This window comes from Pseudomonas sp. OF001 (assembly GCF_904426495.1).
GTDB lineage: Bacteria > Pseudomonadota > Gammaproteobacteria > Pseudomonadales > Pseudomonadaceae > Geopseudomonas.
The window spans coordinates 28,524-46,440 of sequence record NZ_CAJGBM010000009.1 but is presented as its reverse complement, the minus strand read 5'-3'; the positions used below and the strand labels follow the sequence as shown (position 1 = coordinate 46,440).

The 17,917-nt window shown below is 65.5% G+C and carries 31 protein-coding genes; 2 read left to right on the top strand and 29 right to left on the bottom strand.

Annotated features, from left to right (window positions below; translation table 11 throughout):
* Window positions 1–27: 27 nt before the first annotated feature.
* The 5 genes from RA210_RS06905 to RA210_RS06885 all read right to left on the bottom strand — a co-directional run bounded on the left by RA210_RS06905 (window position 28) and on the right by RA210_RS06885 (window position 3,990).
* Window positions 28–762: a hypothetical protein gene (locus RA210_RS06905; protein ID WP_136488598.1), complete on the bottom strand. Its 735-nt coding sequence runs from the start codon at window positions 760–762 to the stop codon at window positions 28–30.
* A 64-nt stretch (window positions 763–826) separates the two neighbouring features.
* Window positions 827–1,507: a C39 family peptidase gene (locus RA210_RS06900; RefSeq protein ID WP_136488597.1), complete on the bottom strand. Its 681-nt coding sequence runs from the start codon at window positions 1,505–1,507 to the stop codon at window positions 827–829.
* A 63-nt stretch (window positions 1,508–1,570) separates the two neighbouring features.
* Window positions 1,571–2,932, bottom strand: coding sequence for a hypothetical protein (locus RA210_RS06895; RefSeq protein WP_201485867.1), 1,362 nt, complete (start codon window positions 2,930–2,932; stop codon window positions 1,571–1,573).
* Window positions 2,933–2,990: 58 nt separating this feature from the next.
* Window positions 2,991–3,569, bottom strand: a complete 579-nt coding sequence (locus RA210_RS06890; protein ID WP_201485866.1) for an adhesin — start codon at window positions 3,567–3,569, stop codon at window positions 2,991–2,993.
* A 1-nt stretch (window position 3,570) separates the two neighbouring features.
* On the bottom strand, window positions 3,571–3,990 hold the full coding sequence (locus tag RA210_RS06885; protein WP_201485865.1) for a hypothetical protein: 420 nt from the start codon (window positions 3,988–3,990) through the stop codon (window positions 3,571–3,573).
* Between the two features lie 385 nt (window positions 3,991–4,375).
* Between RA210_RS06885 and RA210_RS06880 the strand changes: the two genes are divergently transcribed.
* Window positions 4,376–4,843, top strand: a complete 468-nt coding sequence (locus tag RA210_RS06880) for a DUF3429 domain-containing protein (RefSeq protein WP_136488593.1) — start codon at window positions 4,376–4,378, stop codon at window positions 4,841–4,843.
* Window positions 4,844–4,848: 5 nt separating this feature from the next.
* Here the strand turns inward: RA210_RS06880 and RA210_RS06875 are convergent, their stop codons facing one another.
* Window positions 4,849–5,451 (bottom strand): hypothetical protein, encoded by a 603-nt coding sequence (locus RA210_RS06875; RefSeq protein ID WP_201485864.1) that lies wholly within the window; start codon window positions 5,449–5,451, stop codon window positions 4,849–4,851.
* Window positions 5,452–5,775: 324 nt separating this feature from the next.
* Here RA210_RS06875 and RA210_RS06870 point away from each other — a divergent pair, with 324 nt between their 5' ends.
* The gene (locus RA210_RS06870) at window positions 5,776–6,609 is read left to right on the top strand and encodes an undecaprenyl-diphosphate phosphatase (protein WP_201485863.1); all 834 of its coding nucleotides are present in this window, start codon (window positions 5,776–5,778) and stop codon (window positions 6,607–6,609) included.
* Window positions 6,610–6,668: 59 nt separating this feature from the next.
* On the opposite strand, the gene RA210_RS06865 is transcribed toward RA210_RS06870, so the two are convergent.
* From RA210_RS06865 to RA210_RS06760, 23 genes are all read right to left on the bottom strand, one after another.
* Window positions 6,669–8,258, bottom strand: coding sequence for an ABC-F family ATPase (locus RA210_RS06865; protein ID WP_201485862.1), 1,590 nt, complete (start codon window positions 8,256–8,258; stop codon window positions 6,669–6,671).
* Between the two features lie 35 nt (window positions 8,259–8,293).
* A complete protein-coding gene (locus RA210_RS06860) occupies window positions 8,294–9,472 on the bottom strand; it encodes a site-specific integrase (RefSeq protein ID WP_201485861.1) in 1,179 nt (392 codons plus the stop codon).
* Between the two features lie 316 nt (window positions 9,473–9,788).
* Window positions 9,789–10,025 (bottom strand): hypothetical protein, encoded by a 237-nt coding sequence (locus tag RA210_RS06855; protein ID WP_201485860.1) that lies wholly within the window; start codon window positions 10,023–10,025, stop codon window positions 9,789–9,791.
* The gene (locus tag RA210_RS06850; protein WP_201485859.1) at window positions 10,022–10,189 is read right to left on the bottom strand and encodes a hypothetical protein; all 168 of its coding nucleotides are present in this window, start codon (window positions 10,187–10,189) and stop codon (window positions 10,022–10,024) included. Before RA210_RS06850 ends, RA210_RS06855 begins: the two co-directional genes overlap by 4 nt.
* A complete protein-coding gene (locus RA210_RS06845) occupies window positions 10,186–10,704 on the bottom strand; it encodes a hypothetical protein (protein ID WP_201485858.1) in 519 nt (172 codons plus the stop codon). Before RA210_RS06845 ends, RA210_RS06850 begins: the two co-directional genes overlap by 4 nt.
* Window positions 10,701–10,886 (bottom strand): hypothetical protein, encoded by a 186-nt coding sequence (locus tag RA210_RS06840; protein WP_201485857.1) that lies wholly within the window; start codon window positions 10,884–10,886, stop codon window positions 10,701–10,703. Before RA210_RS06840 ends, RA210_RS06845 begins: the two co-directional genes overlap by 4 nt.
* Window positions 10,883–11,107 (bottom strand): hypothetical protein, encoded by a 225-nt coding sequence (locus RA210_RS06835; RefSeq protein WP_201485856.1) that lies wholly within the window; start codon window positions 11,105–11,107, stop codon window positions 10,883–10,885. The genes RA210_RS06840 and RA210_RS06835 overlap by 4 nt, the downstream gene beginning before the upstream one ends.
* Window positions 11,107–11,454, bottom strand: a complete 348-nt coding sequence (locus RA210_RS06830) for a hypothetical protein (RefSeq protein ID WP_201485855.1) — start codon at window positions 11,452–11,454, stop codon at window positions 11,107–11,109. The genes RA210_RS06835 and RA210_RS06830 overlap by 1 nt, the downstream gene beginning before the upstream one ends.
* A complete protein-coding gene (locus tag RA210_RS06825; protein ID WP_201485854.1) occupies window positions 11,451–11,936 on the bottom strand; it encodes a hypothetical protein in 486 nt (161 codons plus the stop codon). The genes RA210_RS06830 and RA210_RS06825 overlap by 4 nt, the downstream gene beginning before the upstream one ends.
* Window positions 11,933–12,256 carry a hypothetical protein gene (locus RA210_RS06820; RefSeq protein WP_201485853.1) on the bottom strand — a complete coding sequence of 108 codons (324 nt, stop codon included), beginning with the start codon at window positions 12,254–12,256 and terminating at the stop codon, window positions 11,933–11,935. The genes RA210_RS06825 and RA210_RS06820 overlap by 4 nt, the downstream gene beginning before the upstream one ends.
* The gene (locus RA210_RS06815; RefSeq protein WP_201485852.1) at window positions 12,256–12,996 is read right to left on the bottom strand and encodes a hypothetical protein; all 741 of its coding nucleotides are present in this window, start codon (window positions 12,994–12,996) and stop codon (window positions 12,256–12,258) included. Before RA210_RS06815 ends, RA210_RS06820 begins: the two co-directional genes overlap by 1 nt.
* Window positions 12,911–13,303, bottom strand: a complete 393-nt coding sequence (locus RA210_RS06810) for a hypothetical protein (protein ID WP_201485851.1) — start codon at window positions 13,301–13,303, stop codon at window positions 12,911–12,913. The genes RA210_RS06815 and RA210_RS06810 overlap by 86 nt, the downstream gene beginning before the upstream one ends.
* Window positions 13,300–13,470 (bottom strand): hypothetical protein, encoded by a 171-nt coding sequence (locus tag RA210_RS06805; protein WP_201485850.1) that lies wholly within the window; start codon window positions 13,468–13,470, stop codon window positions 13,300–13,302. Before RA210_RS06805 ends, RA210_RS06810 begins: the two co-directional genes overlap by 4 nt.
* A gap of 88 nt (window positions 13,471–13,558) precedes the next feature.
* On the bottom strand, window positions 13,559–14,053 hold the full coding sequence (locus RA210_RS06800) for a hypothetical protein (RefSeq protein WP_201485849.1): 495 nt from the start codon (window positions 14,051–14,053) through the stop codon (window positions 13,559–13,561).
* A gap of 3 nt (window positions 14,054–14,056) precedes the next feature.
* Complete coding sequence (locus RA210_RS06795; protein WP_201485848.1) at window positions 14,057–14,839, bottom strand: hypothetical protein; 783 nt, start codon at window positions 14,837–14,839, stop codon at window positions 14,057–14,059.
* A gap of 40 nt (window positions 14,840–14,879) precedes the next feature.
* A complete protein-coding gene (locus tag RA210_RS06790) occupies window positions 14,880–15,200 on the bottom strand; it encodes a hypothetical protein (protein ID WP_201485847.1) in 321 nt (106 codons plus the stop codon).
* 77 nt (window positions 15,201–15,277) lie between these two features.
* Window positions 15,278–15,748, bottom strand: coding sequence for a hypothetical protein (locus tag RA210_RS06785; RefSeq protein WP_201485846.1), 471 nt, complete (start codon window positions 15,746–15,748; stop codon window positions 15,278–15,280).
* Window positions 15,745–16,206, bottom strand: coding sequence for a hypothetical protein (locus RA210_RS06780; protein ID WP_201485845.1), 462 nt, complete (start codon window positions 16,204–16,206; stop codon window positions 15,745–15,747). Before RA210_RS06780 ends, RA210_RS06785 begins: the two co-directional genes overlap by 4 nt.
* Window positions 16,203–16,769 (bottom strand): hypothetical protein, encoded by a 567-nt coding sequence (locus RA210_RS06775; protein ID WP_201485844.1) that lies wholly within the window; start codon window positions 16,767–16,769, stop codon window positions 16,203–16,205. The genes RA210_RS06780 and RA210_RS06775 overlap by 4 nt, the downstream gene beginning before the upstream one ends.
* A 20-nt stretch (window positions 16,770–16,789) precedes the next feature.
* On the bottom strand, window positions 16,790–17,218 hold the full coding sequence (locus RA210_RS06770; RefSeq protein WP_201485843.1) for a hypothetical protein: 429 nt from the start codon (window positions 17,216–17,218) through the stop codon (window positions 16,790–16,792).
* A gap of 11 nt (window positions 17,219–17,229) precedes the next feature.
* Complete coding sequence (locus RA210_RS21975; RefSeq protein ID WP_268932776.1) at window positions 17,230–17,355, bottom strand: hypothetical protein; 126 nt, start codon at window positions 17,353–17,355, stop codon at window positions 17,230–17,232.
* Entirely contained in the window at window positions 17,352–17,600 is a 249-nt protein-coding gene (locus tag RA210_RS06765; protein ID WP_201485842.1) for a hypothetical protein, read from the bottom strand. Before RA210_RS06765 ends, RA210_RS21975 begins: the two co-directional genes overlap by 4 nt.
* Window positions 17,597–17,905, bottom strand: a complete 309-nt coding sequence (locus RA210_RS06760) for a hypothetical protein (RefSeq protein ID WP_201485841.1) — start codon at window positions 17,903–17,905, stop codon at window positions 17,597–17,599. The genes RA210_RS06765 and RA210_RS06760 overlap by 4 nt, the downstream gene beginning before the upstream one ends.
* Between the last annotated feature and the right edge of the window lie 12 nt (window positions 17,906–17,917).

Sequence of the window (17,917 nt, the reverse complement as noted above, 5' to 3'; positions counted from 1 at the left end):
TCGGTTGGATGGTGCTTCAAGCGTAGATCAGTAGCCCACCGGCCGTAGGTCGCGCAGCTGGTTCCAGTTGAGTTGCAACTGATCGCTGTTCAGGCCGCGATCGCGCAGTACCACATCCAGGGTCGCCAGGTTGGTGACCGTGTTGCTGGATCCACCGATAACGGTGTGCTGCTGCAGGCCGCCGCTGCCCATCTGCTGCAGGCTGTTGCCCTGGCCCAGCGCCTGGATCGCGATCTGCAGGCCGCCGGCATTGGGGCTGATGCGCACGCTGCCGGCGCTGGAACTGCCTTCGATGACGCCGCTGAAGCCCTGGCTCCCGCCGCTCGCCGTCGGCGCCGAACTGCCCCGGCTGATGTTGATGGAGACACCGTTGAGGGCGGTGTTGAAGTCGCCGGCAGCCCGTACGCTCTGGCTGACACCCTGCACTTCGGAGAGTCCGGCGCCGCCGGTGACCTGGCCGTTGCCGGCGGTCGGTGCGCCCTGTCCGTTGTCGTTGGTCAGGAGCGAGACGGTGAACTGCGGCTCAAACATGTTCTCGTTGACCTGCATGCTGACGCTGCCGCCCAGTACCTGGCCACTGGCGTTTTGCCACTGGCTGGACATGGTCACGCCGAAGTGAACGATGCGTCCTGGCATCACGAAACGGCCGCGCAGTTGGGAGAGTTCCTGGTCGCTCAGTTCGACCGCTTCGAACGGATTGCTGGCGTGAGCCGAGATGCTGGCGGCAATGCAACTGGCAGCCAGTAGGACATGAAGCTTCATGGTGACCTCCGCAGGCGTTCTGCCAATGTCCTTGCCACTGGCAGGGGGTTGCAGTACGTCGCTATCAGAAAAAATCGCTCTGGATGAAGCCGTGCTCCATCAGTTCGGCGTCCTGGACCGGCTGGAAGCCATCGAGGTGCTTCCGGGCGGTGAGGGGCTCCGGGGGACTCAGCAGGGCGTTGGCCCTGTCATATTCGGGGCCGATCACGGCGAAGACGATGCCGTTCCAGCCTTTGGTGAAGTCTTCGAGGCTGTAGCGCTTGTGGCCGAGCACCGGATCGCCGATGTAGACGAATCCATCCTGGGTGCGCTGCAGGACCACGAAATGCTTGTAGCCGCGGATCTCCTGCAGGACGACGACGGGTATCTTGAGTCGCTCCAGTCCATCGGCTTCGATTCGATAGCCGCGGGCGCGCATGCCGAGATTTTCGATGTAGCGCTTCATGTCCAGCATGGAGAAGCCCTGGTTGCGCACCAGCTCGTGGTCGGCGCCGAGGAGCATGCCGTTGATCACGAAGGTCTCGTCCACATCGAAGCGGTAGGCCTGGCGCAGGATGGTGGCCAGGGCGGCAGCGCCGCAGCTGAAATCGGTTTTCTGTTCCACCAGGTTGCTGAAGCGCTGTTCGCGCATGCTCTCGACCTGCTTGAAAGCCAGTGCGCCGCCCGGAAGGACGGCCATCGGAACTTGAGCGGCCTGGAGGGCGCCACTCAGACAGCACAGAACAGGCAGGATGACCAGACGCATTGCACACCTCCCTATGAAAGAAGGGGAGCCCTGCGGGCGCAGGGCTCCCTTCGTGCATGGTGATTAGAGGTCGTCGTTGCCGTTGCTGCAGGCGTTGCAGCCGGCGGCGATGGTCATGGTGTTCAGCTGCTGGTTGTTGGAACCGGCTGCCACGTTCACGCCCAGGTTGCCGCTGGCACCGTTCAGCGAGTTATCCAGGCTGATGGTGTTGGTAACCGGGTCGATGAACACGCGAGTCTTGGTGAAGGTCGCCGTGGCTGCCAGGCTGCTGTTGCTGGCCTCCTCGTAGGCCTTCTCGAACTGACCGCTGGCGCTGCCGCTGCCGCTGGCCGAGTGGCTGGACTCCTCGGAGGCGCTGAAGTCGGCCTCGAAGTTCTTGTTGACGTCGTGGGTCTCGGAGGAGGAGTACGACGAGGTCTTGTCGAGGCTGGCCACTACGCTGCCGGACGACTCGGATTGCCAGTCCTTGCCCCAGGAGCCGCTGGCGTCGACGCTTACATCCACCTCTGCATCGGCGTGGAAGTCCGGGCCGCGTCCGCGGTTGCGGTCGACATCCAGCAGCACATGAGCGTCGGCATCGATGTCGAGGGTCTTGGTCCAGGAGGCCGAGGCGCTGCCCGAGTGGTCCTTCTCGATGGAAGCATTCAGGCTGGAGCTGTAGTCATGATCGGCGGTAGAGGACGAGTCATGATGGGCGCTGAAGGAGCCCGAGGCGTTCTTGGAGTACGAGCTGCTTTCGTCGTTGGCCTTGGCCCACTCGTAGCTCGAGCTCGCGGAGCCGCTCGCGCTGTGGGACTTGCTGGAGTCCTTGGTGACCGAGAGCGAGGTGGTGTAGGTCACGCCGGCGGCTTCGTTGTACACGGCGGCGCCGCTCAGGCTCTGATCGCCTTCGACTTCGGCGGTGGCAGACCAGCCCCGGGCGGTGGCGATGGCCAGAGCGTTGGCCTGCTGGTTGAGGTTGCCGGAGGCCACGTTGATGCCGACGGCGCCGGAGGCGTTGTTGCCGAAACCGCTGGTGGTGACGGCGTTCGAGCCACTGAACTTGACGATGCCGTCGCGGTTTTCCTGGTCGACGTCGATCTCGGCGCGTGCCGAGCCGAACACGAAGGCTTCGTCGGCGGTAGCGATGGCCACGTCGTTGACCTGCTGGTTCATGCTGCCCGCGGCGATGTTGGCGCCGACGTTACCTTCGTTGTCGCTCAGGGTGTCGGTCATGTCGACGCTGTTCTGGGTGCCCTCGTCGGTCACGTGGGTGCCACGGCCGATGTACTGATCGCGCTTCACCTCGGCGGTGGCGTCACCGGCATTGCGGTCGAGCAGGTAGGACTGCTGCTGATGGTGGTGGCGTTGTCCGGCCTGTGCCGAGATGGCCATTGCGGCGGCAATGGCGAACACCAGCGGTTTCAGGGTCATCGATGCTTTCATGGTGGTTCTCCTTGCAGTTTTTTTATGCAACACGTGTTGGACTTGCGTTGGTTTCAGGTCAATCCATGACCCTTATGCTGAGGCTGTTTACCGTCCGGTTGCCCACCCCAGCGCTCTGGCTCAGCTGAACTACACCACTGCTGCCGGCGAAGGCCCGGTCGTCGGTACCGACGATCCTGGCTCCCGGCCCCGACTCAGCTGCTCCTGAGTCCTGCGAAAGCACCACGCTCTGCTGAGCGAGGATGCTGTCGTCCAAACTTTCCACGGGAGCGCCCACGCTCGTGCGGAAAGAGTTGATCTGCTGGCTGCCGGCGCCGCTCGACTGGTTGACGCCGAGTACGCCGTTGCCGTTGCTGAAGGCATTGCCCTCGATGCTCGACTGCATGTTCCGGGAAAGATCGGGGTTCTCCAGAACCTGCTGCTGCCGCAAGTTGGTCGTCGCGGACGCGCCGCTGCCGATAGCCAGGGCGCGTGCGTTGATCTGCTGATGCTGATCGCCTGCCGCCTGGTTGATCGACAGCACGCCCTGGTAGTTGCGTCCGCTGTCTTCGATCAGGGCCTGGCTGTGCGGAGGAACCTGCTCGGCCAGAGCCAGAGCCGGCAAGGCGAGGCCGATGAACAGACTGATGCGGCGCATGTCAGCGATCTCCGGTGATGGCTTTCAGTGGGGCCAGGCCCTGCTGCAGACTGCGGTTGACCTGGTTGGAGATGCTGGCGCCGGCGCCCCCCGAGTGCCCCGCCCGCATGTTGGGCAGGCCCCGGCCGGCTTCGCCGCTCGATGCGCCGAGGCCGGGGAGCTGGTCGCCCGGCATCACCTGGCGCTGCAGGCCCGCACCGCTGGAGATGCTGGCGAAGTCGCCATCGCTCAGCTCGGTCGCGGCCATGGTGCGATTGCCCATGGCTGCCTTGGCACTGACCGTGTTCGGATTCGGATCGGGAGCCAGCGGGGTTCGGGTGGCGACCCGCGGCTGTACGTCGCGGGTGAGGACGATGACGCCGTCGGCGCAGAGCGCAGGAGTGACTGCTCCTGCACCTGTCAGTGCGATCGTCAGCAGCATTGCCGAGCGAGATATCCTTGAAGCTTTTCGATCCATGGCAGCGTTTCCTGCACGGTTCAGACCCTGTTGCGTGCTGTCTGTATCGCAGGTGTCGTGCCAGTTATTGAAAACCCAATCAAATCAGTGGCTTGGTGGGTACTGCGAGAAGCCGGCGGGAAAAGGTGTTAACCCGCTGAAACACCCGAACGAGCCGCTCAGGCCTCGGGGCCAGCAAATCCGCGGCCTGCAGGGAAGTTGCGGGTGTTGCAGGATTGATACAGTCCCCCCGCAAGGGCGGCCAGGCCGCAGGAACGCGCTATTTGCCGGCCCCGATCTGTATCATGCGTGCAACACAGTCCGCTGTTGCAGCGGCATGCCAGCCATTCGCCGAGCGCAAGGAGAAAACATGCATCCCTTCACTGCCACCCGTCCCCCGCATCTGGCCTGGCTGCTCGGCCTGGCCGGGCTGATCCCGTTCATCAGCGGCGCCCTGGGCATCTGGCTCACCCCGGTCGGCTGGCGCCCGCTGGTACTGACCGCGCTGCTCGACTACTCGGCAGTGATCCTGGCCTTCATGGGAGCCATCCACTGGGGCCTGGCGATGCGCGCCGAGGAGGACAGCCTGAATGCCCAGATGCAGCTGGGCCTGTCGGTGATACCGCCGCTGATCGGCTGGGCGGCGGTTTCCTTCGGCATGCCGGTGGCGCTGGCGATTCCCGTGTTCATCCTGGCCTTCATCGGCCTGTACCTGGCCGACCTGCGTGCCGTACGCCTGGGGCTGGCGCCGATCTGGTACAAGCCGTTGCGCAAGCCGCTGACCGTGGCGGTCAGCATCAGCCTGCTGGTGGCCTGGGGCGGTGTGCTGCTGGCCTGAGCCGCTCAGCAGCTCAACTGGTCGGCCTCGCGGCAGAGCTTCAGCAGCTTGTCGGTCACGGTCCGTTGCAGTTCGTTGCGCTCGAAGGCCGACAGGTGCGGCAGGTCGCACAGCTGCAGGCGGTGCAGGTGCAGGCAGGGGATGCGCTGGTCGAGTTCGCGCAGGTCGCCCTTGACCAGCACCGGCAGGAAAGCCTCGCCGCGGGCCTTGAGCCTGCTGATGATCAGGGCCAGGGCGCTCTTGAGCGGGCGCGCCTGCAGCGTTTCGCCGTTGCTGCCCATGAGGGCCAGCAGCAGGCCCCGCTGGCTCTGGAAGTGCCCCGGCAGCACGCACAGGCCGGTCTTGACCACCGCCAGCGGTGAAATGTGGTGGATCGTGTCGAGGATGGTGTGGGTGCTGGGCTGGACCACCATCTTGTTGCTGCCGCCGGCGGGGAAGTACAGGCTGTAGTCGGTGTACAGCTGGTTCACCGAGCCGGCATGGATGCACAGGCGATTCTCGAACAGCCGGATCAGGCGCTCCGCCTGGGCGCGGTCATGCAGTCCGTCAAGATCCCAGATCAGGTCGGGGTTCGGCTTCCTGCTCAGGTCGATTCCCTTGGGGCTCATGAATGTAGTCACTGCGATGACACCATGACGAGGGGATGCTGCCCGGGGCGGGCGTGGGTTCGGGGGCGCAGTATGCGCAGGCAGGATATCGGCAGACCAGATGCGCTGCGCGGATTTGCGACGGACGTCGGTCATCTGCGAGTGCGGAGTGGCAAAGTGCTACTTCGCCTTGATTCCGGTCAATGCGCGATGCCGGAACCTGCACCCCGGATCGCGCTCTGGTAGGATGCCGCCCGGCCGTCAGCCATGCAGCGCAGGGCTGCGGCCAGGCAGCTATCAATCACGGAAATGGACGCGCCAGGGGCGCGTGACGGGAGTTCTTGCATGGAATTGTGGACCGCCATCCAGGCGCTGATCCTGGGAATCGTCGAGGGACTGACCGAGTTCCTGCCGATCTCCAGCACCGGTCACCAGATCATAGTCGCGGACCTGATCGGCTTCGGCGGCGACCGCGCCAAGGCGTTCAACATCATCATCCAGCTCGGCGCGATCCTCGCCGTGGTCTGGGAGTTCCGCCAGCGCATCTTCGACGTGGTGCTCGGCCTGCCGCGCGAGCGCCAGGCGCAGCGGTTCACCTGCAACCTGCTGATCGCCTTCTTCCCGGCGGTGATCCTCGGAGTGGCCTTCGCCGACCTGATCGAACACTGGCTGTTCAACCCGATCACCGTGGCCAGCGCGCTGGTCATCGGCGGGCTGGTCATGCTGTGGGCCGAGAAGCGTCAGCATGCCATCGAGGTGCATGCGGTGGACGACATGAGCTGGAAGCATGCCCTGAAGATCGGCTGCGCCCAGTGCCTGGCGATGATCCCCGGCACCTCACGCTCGGCCTCGACCATCATCGGCGGGCTGATCTTCGGCCTGTCGCGCAAGGCGGCCACCGAGTTCTCCTTCTTCCTCGCCATGCCGACCATGGTCGGTGCCGCGGTCTATTCCGGCTACAAGCATCGCGCCCTGTTCGAGAACGGCGGCGACCTGCCGGTGTTCGCCCTCGGCTTCGTCACCTCGTTCATCTTCGCCATGCTGGCGGTGCGGGCGCTGCTCAAGTTCATCGCCAACCACAGCTATGCGGTATTCGCCTGGTACCGCATCGGTTTCGGCCTGCTGATCCTCGCCACCTGGCAGCTGGGCGTGATCGACTGGAGCACGGCGCAGGGCTGAGCGAGCGTTCAGAATGAAAAACGCCCCGCAAGTGCGGGGCGTTTTTCATCGGGGGCAGATCAGGCCGCGACGCCCTGGCTGCGCAGGTAGTCGTCGTAGGTGCCGCTGAAGTCGGTCACGCCGTTCTCCGACAGCTCGATGATGCGGGTGGCCAGGGAGCTGACGAACTCGCGGTCGTGGCTGACGAAGATCAGCGTGCCCGGGTAGTTCTCCAGCGCCAGGTTGAGCGCCTCGATCGATTCCATGTCCAGGTGGTTGGTCGGTTCGTCCATCACCAGCACGTTGGGCTTCTTGAGGATCAGCTTGCCGAACAGCATGCGGCCCTGTTCGCCACCGGAAATCACCTTCACCGACTTCTTGATCTCGTCGTTGCTGAACAGCATGCGGCCGAGGGTGCCGCGCACCAGCTGCTCGCCGCCCTGGGTCCACTGGGCCATCCAGTCGAACAGGGTGACGTCGTCGGCGAAGTCGTCGGCGTGGTCCTGGGCGAAGTAGCCCACCTCGGCGCTCTCGGTCCACTTCACCTCGCCGTCCATCGGCGCCATCTCGCCGACCAGGGTGCGCAGCAGGGTGGTCTTGCCGATGCCGTTGGGGCCGATGATGGCCACGCGCTCGCCGGCCTCGATCTGCATGTTCAGGTTCTTGAACAGCGGCACGCCGTCGAAGCCCTGGCTGACGTGCTCCAGGGTCACCGCCTGGCGGTGCAGCTTCTTGGTCTGCTCGAAGCGGATGAACGGGCTGACGCGGCTGGACGGCTTGACCTCTTCCAGCTGGATCTTGTCGATCTGCTTGGCGCGGCTGGTGGCCTGCTTGGCCTTGGAGGCGTTGGCCGAGAAGCGGCTGACGAAGGTCTGCAGCTCGGCGATCTGCGCCTTCTTCTTGGCGTTGTCGGACAGCAGGCGCTCGCGCGCCTGGGTGGCGGCGATCATGTACTCGTCGTAGTTGCCCGGGAACAGGCGCAGCTCGCCGTAGTCCAGGTCAGCCATGTGGGTGCACACGCTGTTCAGGAAGTGGCGGTCGTGGGAAATGATGATCATGGTGGAGTTGCGCGCGGTCAGCACGCCTTCCAGCCAGCGGATGGTGTTGATGTCCAGGTGGTTGGTCGGCTCGTCGAGCAGCAGCACGTCCGGATTGGCGAACAGCGCCTGGGCCAGCAGCACGCGCAGCTTCCAGCCGGGCGCCACGGCGCTCATCGGGCCGAAGTGCTGGTCCAGCGGAATGCCCACGCCGAGCAGCAGCTCGCCGGCACGCGACTCGGCGGTGTAGCCGTCCATCTCGGCGAACTGCACCTCGAGGTCGGCGACCTTCATGCCGTCTTCTTCGGTCATCTCTGGCAGCGAGTAGATGCGGTCGCGCTCGGCCTTGACCTGCCACAGTTCCTCGTGGCCCATGATCACGGTGTCGATCACCGTGCAGTCCTCGTAGGCGAACTGGTCCTGGCGCAGCTTGCCGAGGCGCACGTTGGGCTCGAGCATGACCTGTCCGGCGGACGGCTCGAGGTCGCCACCGAGGATCTTCATGAAGGTCGACTTGCCGCAGCCGTTGGCGCCGATCAGGCCGTAGCGGTTGCCGTTGCCGAACTTGACGGAAACGTTCTCGAACAGCGGCTTGGCGCCGAACTGCATGGTGATATTTGCGGTAGAAATCAAAGCTAGTACCTGTGCGGTGTGTAGCGGTGCTGCTTTCAGTCTTGGGCCACTTTTGGGCCATTCTGCAGCTTCGCAAGTTCTGCCCAGTCGCTCTCTCCCGAGATCCAGTGGGCATAGGTGGACAGCAGCATCTGCACGGAGTGGCCCAGCTGCTTGGCGATGAATGCAGGCGTCATGCCAGCCATTAGGCACATTGTCGCATAGGTGTGCCTGCAGTTGTACGGAGGCCGGTATCGGATGCCCAGAGCCTTCAGCGTGGGACGCCACTGGTGATGAACATCGCTGGTCTGCTGGACGTGCTCGGAATTCTTGCTTGGCGGGAAGCAGTAGGGGAACTCCTTCAGTCGCCCGGAGCCGGCAGCTCGACGCTCGGCGTACTTGAGGGCGTACTCAAGAGCATGCAAGGCCCGATCGTTGAGCAGTACCACACGGTCGGCGCCGGTCTTGGTGCGCTCCTCGACCACGCCAAGGGCGACGGTGCGGCAGATGTGCGCGGTTCGCTTTCCCAGGTCAACCGCATCCCAGCGCAGGGCCAGCCCCTCGGATAGGCGCACCCCGGTGTAGAAGCAGAACTCGAAGAACGCCGCGTAGATCCTGGAAGGCCAGTGTTCCTGCTCATACAGCGCCGCGATGATCCTGTCGGCCTCGTCCTGGCGGAACGGGTTAATCTCCTTCTTCGTGCGCTTGGGTAGCTCGATTTTCTCGGCCGGGTTCTTTGGTAGCAGACCATCGCCGACCGCAGAGTCGAGGATGGTGTTCAGCTTGGTCAGTGCGTTGCGCTTGACGCCGTCGCTGGTCCATTGGATGTCTGCCACGACCCTCCGCAGCAGGGTTGGAGTGATGGCCGCTACCGGGGTGATGGCCAGGTGGCGCATCCAGTAGGTGTTCAGGATCGACACGTAGTTCTTGCGGGTGCCGGCGGCGATGGACCGAGAGTCGAGCCAAAGCTGCGCGTAAGCTCCGAAGGTCTGCCCCTGGTCCGGCGCGGTTGCCGAGCCAGGGAACAGCTCGGCATAGCGTTTCTCGTCGAGCAAGCCATGCCGGATATAGTCCTTTACTTGATCGCGAAGACGGGATGCAGCGGCGATGCCCGCTTTCGTCGCGGGGAGGGTGAGCGTTTCGTATCGGCGTTTACCGTTCCAGACAAATCGGATGCGGACAGTGCCGCCCCTGACCTCCACCCCGGCGGGCAGACCCATTGTGCTTCGCGCCATTCCTCATACCTCTTGCGGCTGTACCAGATCAGCTTTGTCCCTTCACGATTCCAGACCCCCTCAGGGATCTTGCCCTTCCTTCTTCGCGCGCTGAGCGCTGGCACGGTCGATCCGAGCCACTCCGCCATCTGCTTCTCGGTGAGCTTGTCGGGCAGTTCGTGCCCCTCACTCAGCTTCCCCCTTGGCTCCGGCGTGTGCCATCCCTCCGACATGACTTCCCCCTAGCCGCCCTCGGGCAGCGGTATTTGACTGGTAGGTGATCGGCAGGCCGGCGAGCCAGGAGTGGCGTGGCCTGCGTATTTGACGGCTGTTTGACTCAGGGCTGCCGCAGGTAGAAGCGGGCGACGATCTCTGCCAGGAACCTGCAACCTTTCTCGCTGAGCCCATCGGAGAACGCCGCGGCGGCCCCGGCGCGCTCAGCGAACTGGCCGTCCAGCCTCTCGGCGATGGCCGAGCAGAAGCTCCCGATGTCCTCGGCGTCCATCTCCTTCACGACCTTGTCGACTGAGAGAAACACCTTGGTGGTGGTCTCGATTCCGATTGCCTCGCTCATCTCGTCCTATCCTCCTGTTTCTCCCTGACGTAGTAGGTGCAACGCACCATGAAATCGGTGCCGTCCGTGCGCAGCACCGGCATCTCGCGGAATGGCAGGTGATCGCAGCGAGCCAGGCGCCGCTCGCAGCTCATGCACATGCTGCCTTTGGGGCGATGGGTCATTGGCGGGCCTCCATGGCGGCGTCGATCATTTTCCGGTGCAGGATGCTGCCGTGGCTGATGCTGGTCAGCTCGTTGGTGTTCAGGTAGTTGGCGCACTCGGCCAGCAGTGCGCGCAGACGCTCGACCTCTGCCCGCAAGATGTCGGCCCTGTGCATCCCAAGGTAACGAGCCGGGAGCGCGCCTTCGGTGATCGCCTGTTGCACCCACTCGGTTTTCTCGTGCCACAAGTCCCAGGCTGCACGGTAACGATCAACCTCGGCGCGCAGGGCGTCGCGCTCGCCGACCATGGCGCAGTGATCGGCAGCGAAGCTGGTGTTGGCCTGTACTGCGGCGGCACGCTGCTCCTCCAACTCCCGGCACCGCTGAGTTAAGGCGGCGATGTCGGCCAGCGCGTCGCGCATCAGGTTGTGCGCAGCAGTCCCGCTCGTCTCGCCCTTGGCGACCCGCTGCATGAGGTACAGCGGGTCCACCTTGGCCCACGCCTCTGGCGTTCTGGTCATCTTCACGTCGCTCATGCCTCTCCACCTCCCTTGTAGCCAGAGGACATGCGGCCGGCGATGCTCTCCAGGCGCTCGCCCATGTACCACATGTCGTTGTTGTCGCGGCGCGAGACGACCTTGCAGCGCTGGACGTTGCGGCCAATCAGTACCCAGGCGGCCATGCGGATCAGTGCGGCCTCGAATTTGCGGCGGATCATGCCTCGGCCTCATTCGCCGTCCACGGCAAATACTCCAGCTCCCAGGTTGGGTGAAACGGCATCGTGTGCGTGAGGCCGTCGAGCTGGATATTCAGTCGGCAATCGCGGGCGCTGCGGATGGTGCCAAGTTCGCGCTTGCCGTTGCCGGTGTAAACCACGCGCCCGCCGCGCTTAGCCGGCACGCCATACCATTTTCGGGTTCGCTCCATGTTTCCGGCCATCACACCACCTCCTTCGCCTTGTCGATGAACTTCTCCATCATCGCGATGGATGCCCGCCGCCGCTCCTGCACTGCGGGACTGTCGGGATCGTAGTTTTCGCCCAGGTACTCGCGCGGCGTCTTCGCCATCGCGCGCTTCACGCGGTCGAAGTTCTCCTGGCGCTGGAATACGGCACTCCAGACCATGAACGGCTTCTTGCCTTCCGCCTCTCCCTCGGCCAGCTTCCAGATGGCCATGCGGTCGAAGCTCATCAGTGCATCCATGGCGCAGACGGCCAGGCGCAGTTCGTCGTAGTCGGGGCGCTCGCCGGACTTGGAGGCCTCGATGATTTCGCCGAGCGCTCTCATGCCTTGCTCCTCTGCAGCGCCTGCTTGTAGCTGGCCTTGGCCTCTTTCTTGGTGCGCGCCCACTCTCCCTGTACGTCGATACCGTCGTACCAGCCACGCCAGCGCCGCATGCGGTACTCGTAGCGCCCCAAGTTGCTGCGCGTCTCGTACTCCGGCTTGTTGATCCCGAGGAACTCGTGGAAGTCCAGGCCGGTGTCGGCGTCCAGGTACTCCTCGTAGCGCGTCCGCTTCGGCGCCGGCGGTAGCAGGCGCAGTGCCAGGCGGCGTCCGGCATCGGTGACGTGGAAAACCACGTCAGCCTGATTGCAGAACGCCGGGGTGCGGCCGCGCTTCATCAGTTCGAAGCGCTCCAGCTCCTCGAGGTCCGGCATGTCGTCGTGGCCAGGCCCGGCCACGAAGTGATTGCGGTACGGCTCGCGCTGATCGGGCCGCAGGCCAAGCGTGTGATGCAGGAGGTGGAGCTGCTGATCGGTGATGTTCATGCCTCACCTCCGGCCAGCAGGGCTGCCATCGCCTTGCGCCGCTCTGCGTCCAGCTCATCAAGTACATCGTCCAGCGAATCGAAGTTCTGCTTCGCGCGGCTGCGCTGCAATGTGAACCCGTGCCTTGCCATGAACCACAAGAACACGTCGATGGTGTAGCAGTGCGCCTGCCGCCAGTTGACATCCTTGGCAGGGTGGTCTTCGTCCAAAGCGATGTACTCGGAGATTCCTCGGAACAGGCGCTTGCAGTTGTGGAAGTCGCGCATGAACTCGGGGAGATGCTTTTGCTCGTCCCTCCAGGCTTTGAGGCTCGCGTCCATCACTCGCCCTCCTTGCCCAGCAGGTGCAACGCAATGGAAACCGCACAATCTGCGTTGTGGCCATCCTGAACGCCGCAGCACTGGCACTCTTTTTTGTCTTGATTGGCCTCGCTTTCACTGGGGTCATGCCATTCGGCTATGGCCGTTTCGGTCAATTCGCGCAGTACCTTGCGCGGCACGGCCACGGTGCCCGGCTGCTCGGCGGCGGGAGGAGCGGCATAGAGAGCGACCGCAGTACCAATGGTCCACAGCTCAGGCGGAACGGGTCCGGATACACGCACGTTGACCGTGTTGTGCTCTGCATCGCCACCGCAGACCTTGCCGAATGCACGCGCCACCGGCTCCCGCCCAACCGCTACCGGCGCAGCAGGGGCGGCGGCGTATGGCTCTCCGCACTTCGTGCAACCCGCCTGGAACGGCACGAACTCGTGGACGCACTCGTCATCAACGTCTGCAGGCGCAGCAGGGGCGGCGGCAATCATGGCGCGGTATAACAACGCGAGGCGCTCGCCGCTCATCATTTGCGGAAGGTGCCGATTACGCCCGGCACCCAGCATTTCCTCGGTCGGCTCCACCGGAACCAGCTTCCACCCATCCGGCACTGCCTGGGCGGGCTGCTGGGCGCTGGCGGCGAACACCTGCGCGGCGATCAGCTCAGGCCCGAGATCGGACAGGCAGCGCACGTTGTCCAGCGCCTCGGCGAGCGAGCGCTGGGTGAAGCTCAGGGTCTTGTCGCTCATGGCTCTTGCCCTCCTGGGCTATGCGGTATCCGCGGGTGGTGCCCATGTGCCCGTGCATGGGGTGGATGATGGGGTGCTGCTCGTTCTCCTCAATGGCGCCCGTGCTCACCAGCTCGGCCAGCACGCGGCCGACATCCTGGGGGCGCATTCCGGTTGCGCGGCGCAGGGTCATGCGGCGGACCCACTGACCGCCTGCCAGCTTCTTGAGGATGGCCAGGCGGGCGCTGGCGGGGTCGAATGCCAGGTATGGCCAGGGCTTCTGCTGGCGATGGGTCGGCTGGTCGAAGATCAGGGCGAGCTGGCTCATGCCTTGTTCTCCAGTGCCTGGGCACGCTTCAGCACGAAGCGGGCCTGCTTGTCTTCCATGTACCGCCAGTTCCTGCCATCGCGGCACCAGTAGTAGGCGCCGCCGCGGGCCTTTCGGTAGTAGGCGCCTTCGAGGGTGTGCGTGGCTCCTTCGGGGATTGCAGTCATGCGGTGCTCTCCTTGCCCGCCGGTGCACAGCGATGGCAGTCGCAGGTGCCGATTCTGCGCATGGTCGTTCGGCAGTAGGTGGGGGCGTTCATGCGAAAAGACTCAGTTGTGCGGCCAGCACGGCGCGCTTACCGACTGGCGTTATTGGTTTCATGGGTTCTGGCCGGCGTGGGGCCCGCTCGAGGATGAACAGCTCCTGCTGGCCGTCCGGGTACATGCCGCCGCCGGTGGTGCCCGGCGCACAGCGCGTGCCGACCAGTAGTCGGCCGTGCTCCAGGCGCACAGCGTTGTAGTAGCAGCGCGCGCCGCCATGGACGGTTCGGCAGGCGATGTGCAGCCCGTCCGGCGTCTCGGTCACCTGGGTGACGCGCTCGGCGCAGAGGCTGTAGTTGTCGCGGATGATGTCGCCCGGCATGGGCGGCTCGGTGATCGGCGGCAGACCGGGCGCGATGATCAGCCGGGTGAGGCGTTCGCTCAGCTCGTCGATCGGGATGCTCTCGACGTCTACCCAGCCTGGCACGGGCTCGAGGCTGAAGCGGTACTGGCCGTCCAGCCATTCGGTGGGAACGTAGACTGTGGCCATGGCTCACGCTCCTGCGGCGACGGTGCGGGGCGAGCTGGCCCGGCTGATGATGCGAAAGGCGGTGCGGTCCCGGCGCTGGGCCGGCTGTGGCTTTCCCAATGCGGGCGCCTGCAGTCCATGGCTGCCACGAGCGATCGTCAGCAGCGCGGCGGGAATGATTTCGAGCGCGAGGGCCAGGCCGATGCCCAGCAGGGTGGCCAGCCATGACGGCATGCCACCGGCGACTGGAGTGGCGCGCAGCTCGGCCAGCTCACGGGTGGAGCTGTCGAGGCGCTCGCGGGCCTCGATGCGGAGGGCGTCGATCCGCTCGTTGCTGGCCTTGGCCAGGTTGAGTGCCGGGGTGGCGTATCCCTTGGCGTTCAGCGCGGCGACTTCGCCGGCCACTGCTGCGGCCTCGGCGTCCAGACGGGCGAGCTCCTGTCGGGCGGCTTCGCGTGACTCATCGGTGCCGGCGATCCGCAGCTGGTGAGCCTGGTGCTGCGTGCCGCGGGCCGCGAGGGCGTTGGTCAGCATGTCCGAGGTAGCCCAGGCGCTGATTCCAGCCAAGGCGATGGCTAGCACGATCAGCAGCGAGCATTCCCAGCGCCTGCCAGCGGCATGGAGTTCGCGGGATGCCGGCCAGAGCGCGTACTTGACCAGGTCCACGACCACGAATGCGCCGGCGAACAGGATCGCTTTCCATGGAGTGATGATCAGACCGTGGATCGTGGCGCCGACCGTGACGGCCGTTACGGCGGAGAGGGCGCACGCGGCGCCGATCAGGCCGCGCCGGAGGATGGAATTCATAGTGGCAGTTCCTTCTTGGCTGTTCGGAGCGGCGCTCATCTCACGCCACATCCTTCCAGGTGGTGCTGGGCGCCTTCTTCTTGCCGCGCGCCTCTGCGGGACGCTCGACTTTCACCTTTGCGCGGATCCTCAGGTCGCGGCAGCGGCCAGACTTCCGCAGAAGCTCGATGTACTGCTGTGCAAACTGGGGGGCGTCGAACAGGTTGCTCAGCTGGACGCAGCGCGGGCCTTCCAGCACCTGATCTACCCGCGCCTCTACCGCATCCAGCCACTCCTGCATGGTTTTCTTGGCTGGCGTTTTCTTCTTCGCCTCCTCGCGAGCGAAGTGCTCGGTCATTCCGAAGACGGCGAATGTGCTCATGGTTCCCTCCGGGCAATACAGGGCTGTGCCGCCGGCAGTGGCCGGCGGCAGGCGGGTGATGTGGCTGGTGGTTTCGGTCAGGCTTCGGACCGGTCGAGCCGCGCGGCCTCGGCGGCGCCGGCCCGGTACAACTGCCGCGCCACGTTTTCGGATGGCGTGAAATCGTGGCGCGGGATGGCGAGCATCGGCGCCGAACCTTCCGGACCGGCGGCATGCGCGGCGGCGATCAGTGACTCGACTGCCAGGCCGATGGCGGCGGCGTCTCCACCGGCCAGCGTGGTCAGCTTGGCGATCAGGCCTGGCCGCGCGCGGTGTCTGAGCGGTAGCGGTTCTGTCTCAGTCGCCACCGACAGCAGCTGCACGCTGCCGGCGTTCAGGGCGAGCAGCTGGATCGCCTCGGCCTGTTCCTCGATGCCGTGCCAGCGCATGAGCTCGTCGAGCTTCGCGCGGATACCGGGGCGGACGCGGTGGCGCAGCTCGACCTCGCCGGCGGCTTCGCGCTTGGCTGCCGCACGGGCGCTGCGTTCTTTCTGGGAGAGGGCGGTCATGCGGCGCTCTCCTGCTTCCAGGCGCCGCAGGCGTCGAAGATGCGGTCGGCCTGGGCCTCGTCGAGGGATGCGCCAGATGGGTTGGCGATCCAGCCGGAGCCGACCAGGTGCGCTGGATTGCAGGTGTCGCGCAGGGCGCGGTAATGCTCCTCGATCACCTCGGTCAGGCTGTCCGAGCGGTAGATTCCCTGCGGGGCGATCTCGCGGGCCTTGATGTAGCGCTTGCCCTGCAGGTCTCGGCAGAACGCGGCGATGTAGATCACCCACGGGTGGGCGATGTCGCAGACGGCGTCGGCTACCAGGCGCCCGTGCTTCACGTTCTTGCAGGTTCCGTAGTCGACCAGGCCCTGCCAGCCGGCCGGGTCGATGTTGACCACGGCGACGCGGTGCTGGCGGAGTACGGCGCGGCTGTAGCGCTCGATGCGGGCCCGCGGGTTGTTCGGCTTGCGCTTGCTCATGCCTTCCTCCGGCTGCGGTTCTCCAGGCGCTCCAGTGCTTGCATGGCGGCTGCGGTCTCCTTGCGGATCCGGGCCAGCTCGCGGGCGGTGTCCTGCTGGTCGCGCGGCGGCCTGGCTTCGACCTGGTCGGCCAGCTGTGCGATGGTCGGCTCGGCCTTCTTGCGCTTGGCGCGCTGCCGCAGGGTGACGCCGATTGCGCTGGCGATCATGCGGACTTGTGCGCGGGTGAGGCGCTGGGCGGTGGAGATGGTGGCCTCGCTCATGCCCTGTGCGTGCGCTTCGAGGATCCGCTCGCGGTACCGCTCGATCAGCTCCTGGCGGTTTTCCCAGCTGACCATGTCTATCGCCTTCTGCCGGCCGCGCGGCTGGCGGTGGATGTGCTGGTTCTGCTCGCGCAGCGGCAGGAACACAGGGGCGCCGTGGTGGTTGACGCCGGCGGCGCGCTGCTCGCCTGGGCCCGGCAGGCGGTGGACTGTCTTGCCGGCTGCGACGAATTCCTCGAAGGCAGCAGCCAGCCTGGCGCGCTCTGGGTCGCGCGCCTGGATGTCGGCGGTGAGGTACATGGGGGAGTCCTTTCGGGGCGTCAGCGCGCCCGGCTGTTGATGTTGATCTCGTACTCGCGGGCGATGCGGCGCACGTCGAAGCGGGTGATGCCGAGGGTGGCGGCGATGTCCACCTGGATCATTCCGCGGTTGGCCATGCGCTGGACCTTGGGGGCCAGGGCGGCGCGCTGGCGGCGCTTGCGCTCGATGGTGCTGGCCGCGTTGTTGCTGGCGATCACGATGCCGTGGCTGTTGGCCAGGGCGTTGATGGTGCGGGTGGAGTGGCGCATTGCCTTGGCGATTGCGGTGATGCCTTCGCCTGCCGCGGCGCGGCGCCTGATCTCTGCCGCTGCTGCTTCCTCGTCCGCAACGAGCGGGCGGCCCTTGGAGGGCTTCGCCGAGGGCTCGGCGATCTGCCCGCCCTGGGCCAGGTACTGGAGGCGCAGGGCTTCGAGTTCCTCGCTGGTCATGCTGGGCTCCGTCAGGTGGTGATGGCGCCGGCCAGGCCGCTGTAGCAGAGCCAGGCGGCGCCGGCGGTGGTGGTTGCGATGATGCCGAGCATCCGGCGCCGGGCGGCGCGCTGCAGGCGCAGCTGGCGGCGGCTCATCGCATGGCCCGCAGGATGGCGCTCTGCTGGTCGCAGACGCGGCGATGGGCGAAGCCCTCGAGGAACTTGCGCACCTTGCGGCAGCGCAGCTCGAACAGCACGGCTGCGCGGCTCTTGCGCTGGTAGGTCAGCGCATAGCCGTCACCGGTGATGGAGACCTTGAGCGGCTCCCCGAGGTGACCGTCCTGCACGGCCAGGGAGCGGGCGCCAAGCTCGGAGCTGGCGGTGTAGGTGATGGTCTTCATGCCTCCCCCTCCGGCTTGTGCTCGAGGCACTGCAGCTTGCTGAGGCGGTCGAGCAGGATGTTGATGCGCTGCTGGCTGCCAACGCGCTCCGCCTCGATCTGGCGCTCCAGGCCCTCGATCAGCTTCGCGATGGGGTCGACATGCGGCACGTCGACGGTGAATTCGACGAGGCCGAGGCACGCCATTTCTTCGAAGCCCGGGCGGCCGGTGTAGTCGCTGAAGAGCAGCATGAACGAGGGCTGGCCGTCGCTCCGCTCCTGAACGTGCAGGTACTGCTTCATGGTGATCTGCTTGGGAAGTTTCATCGTCGTCGTCCT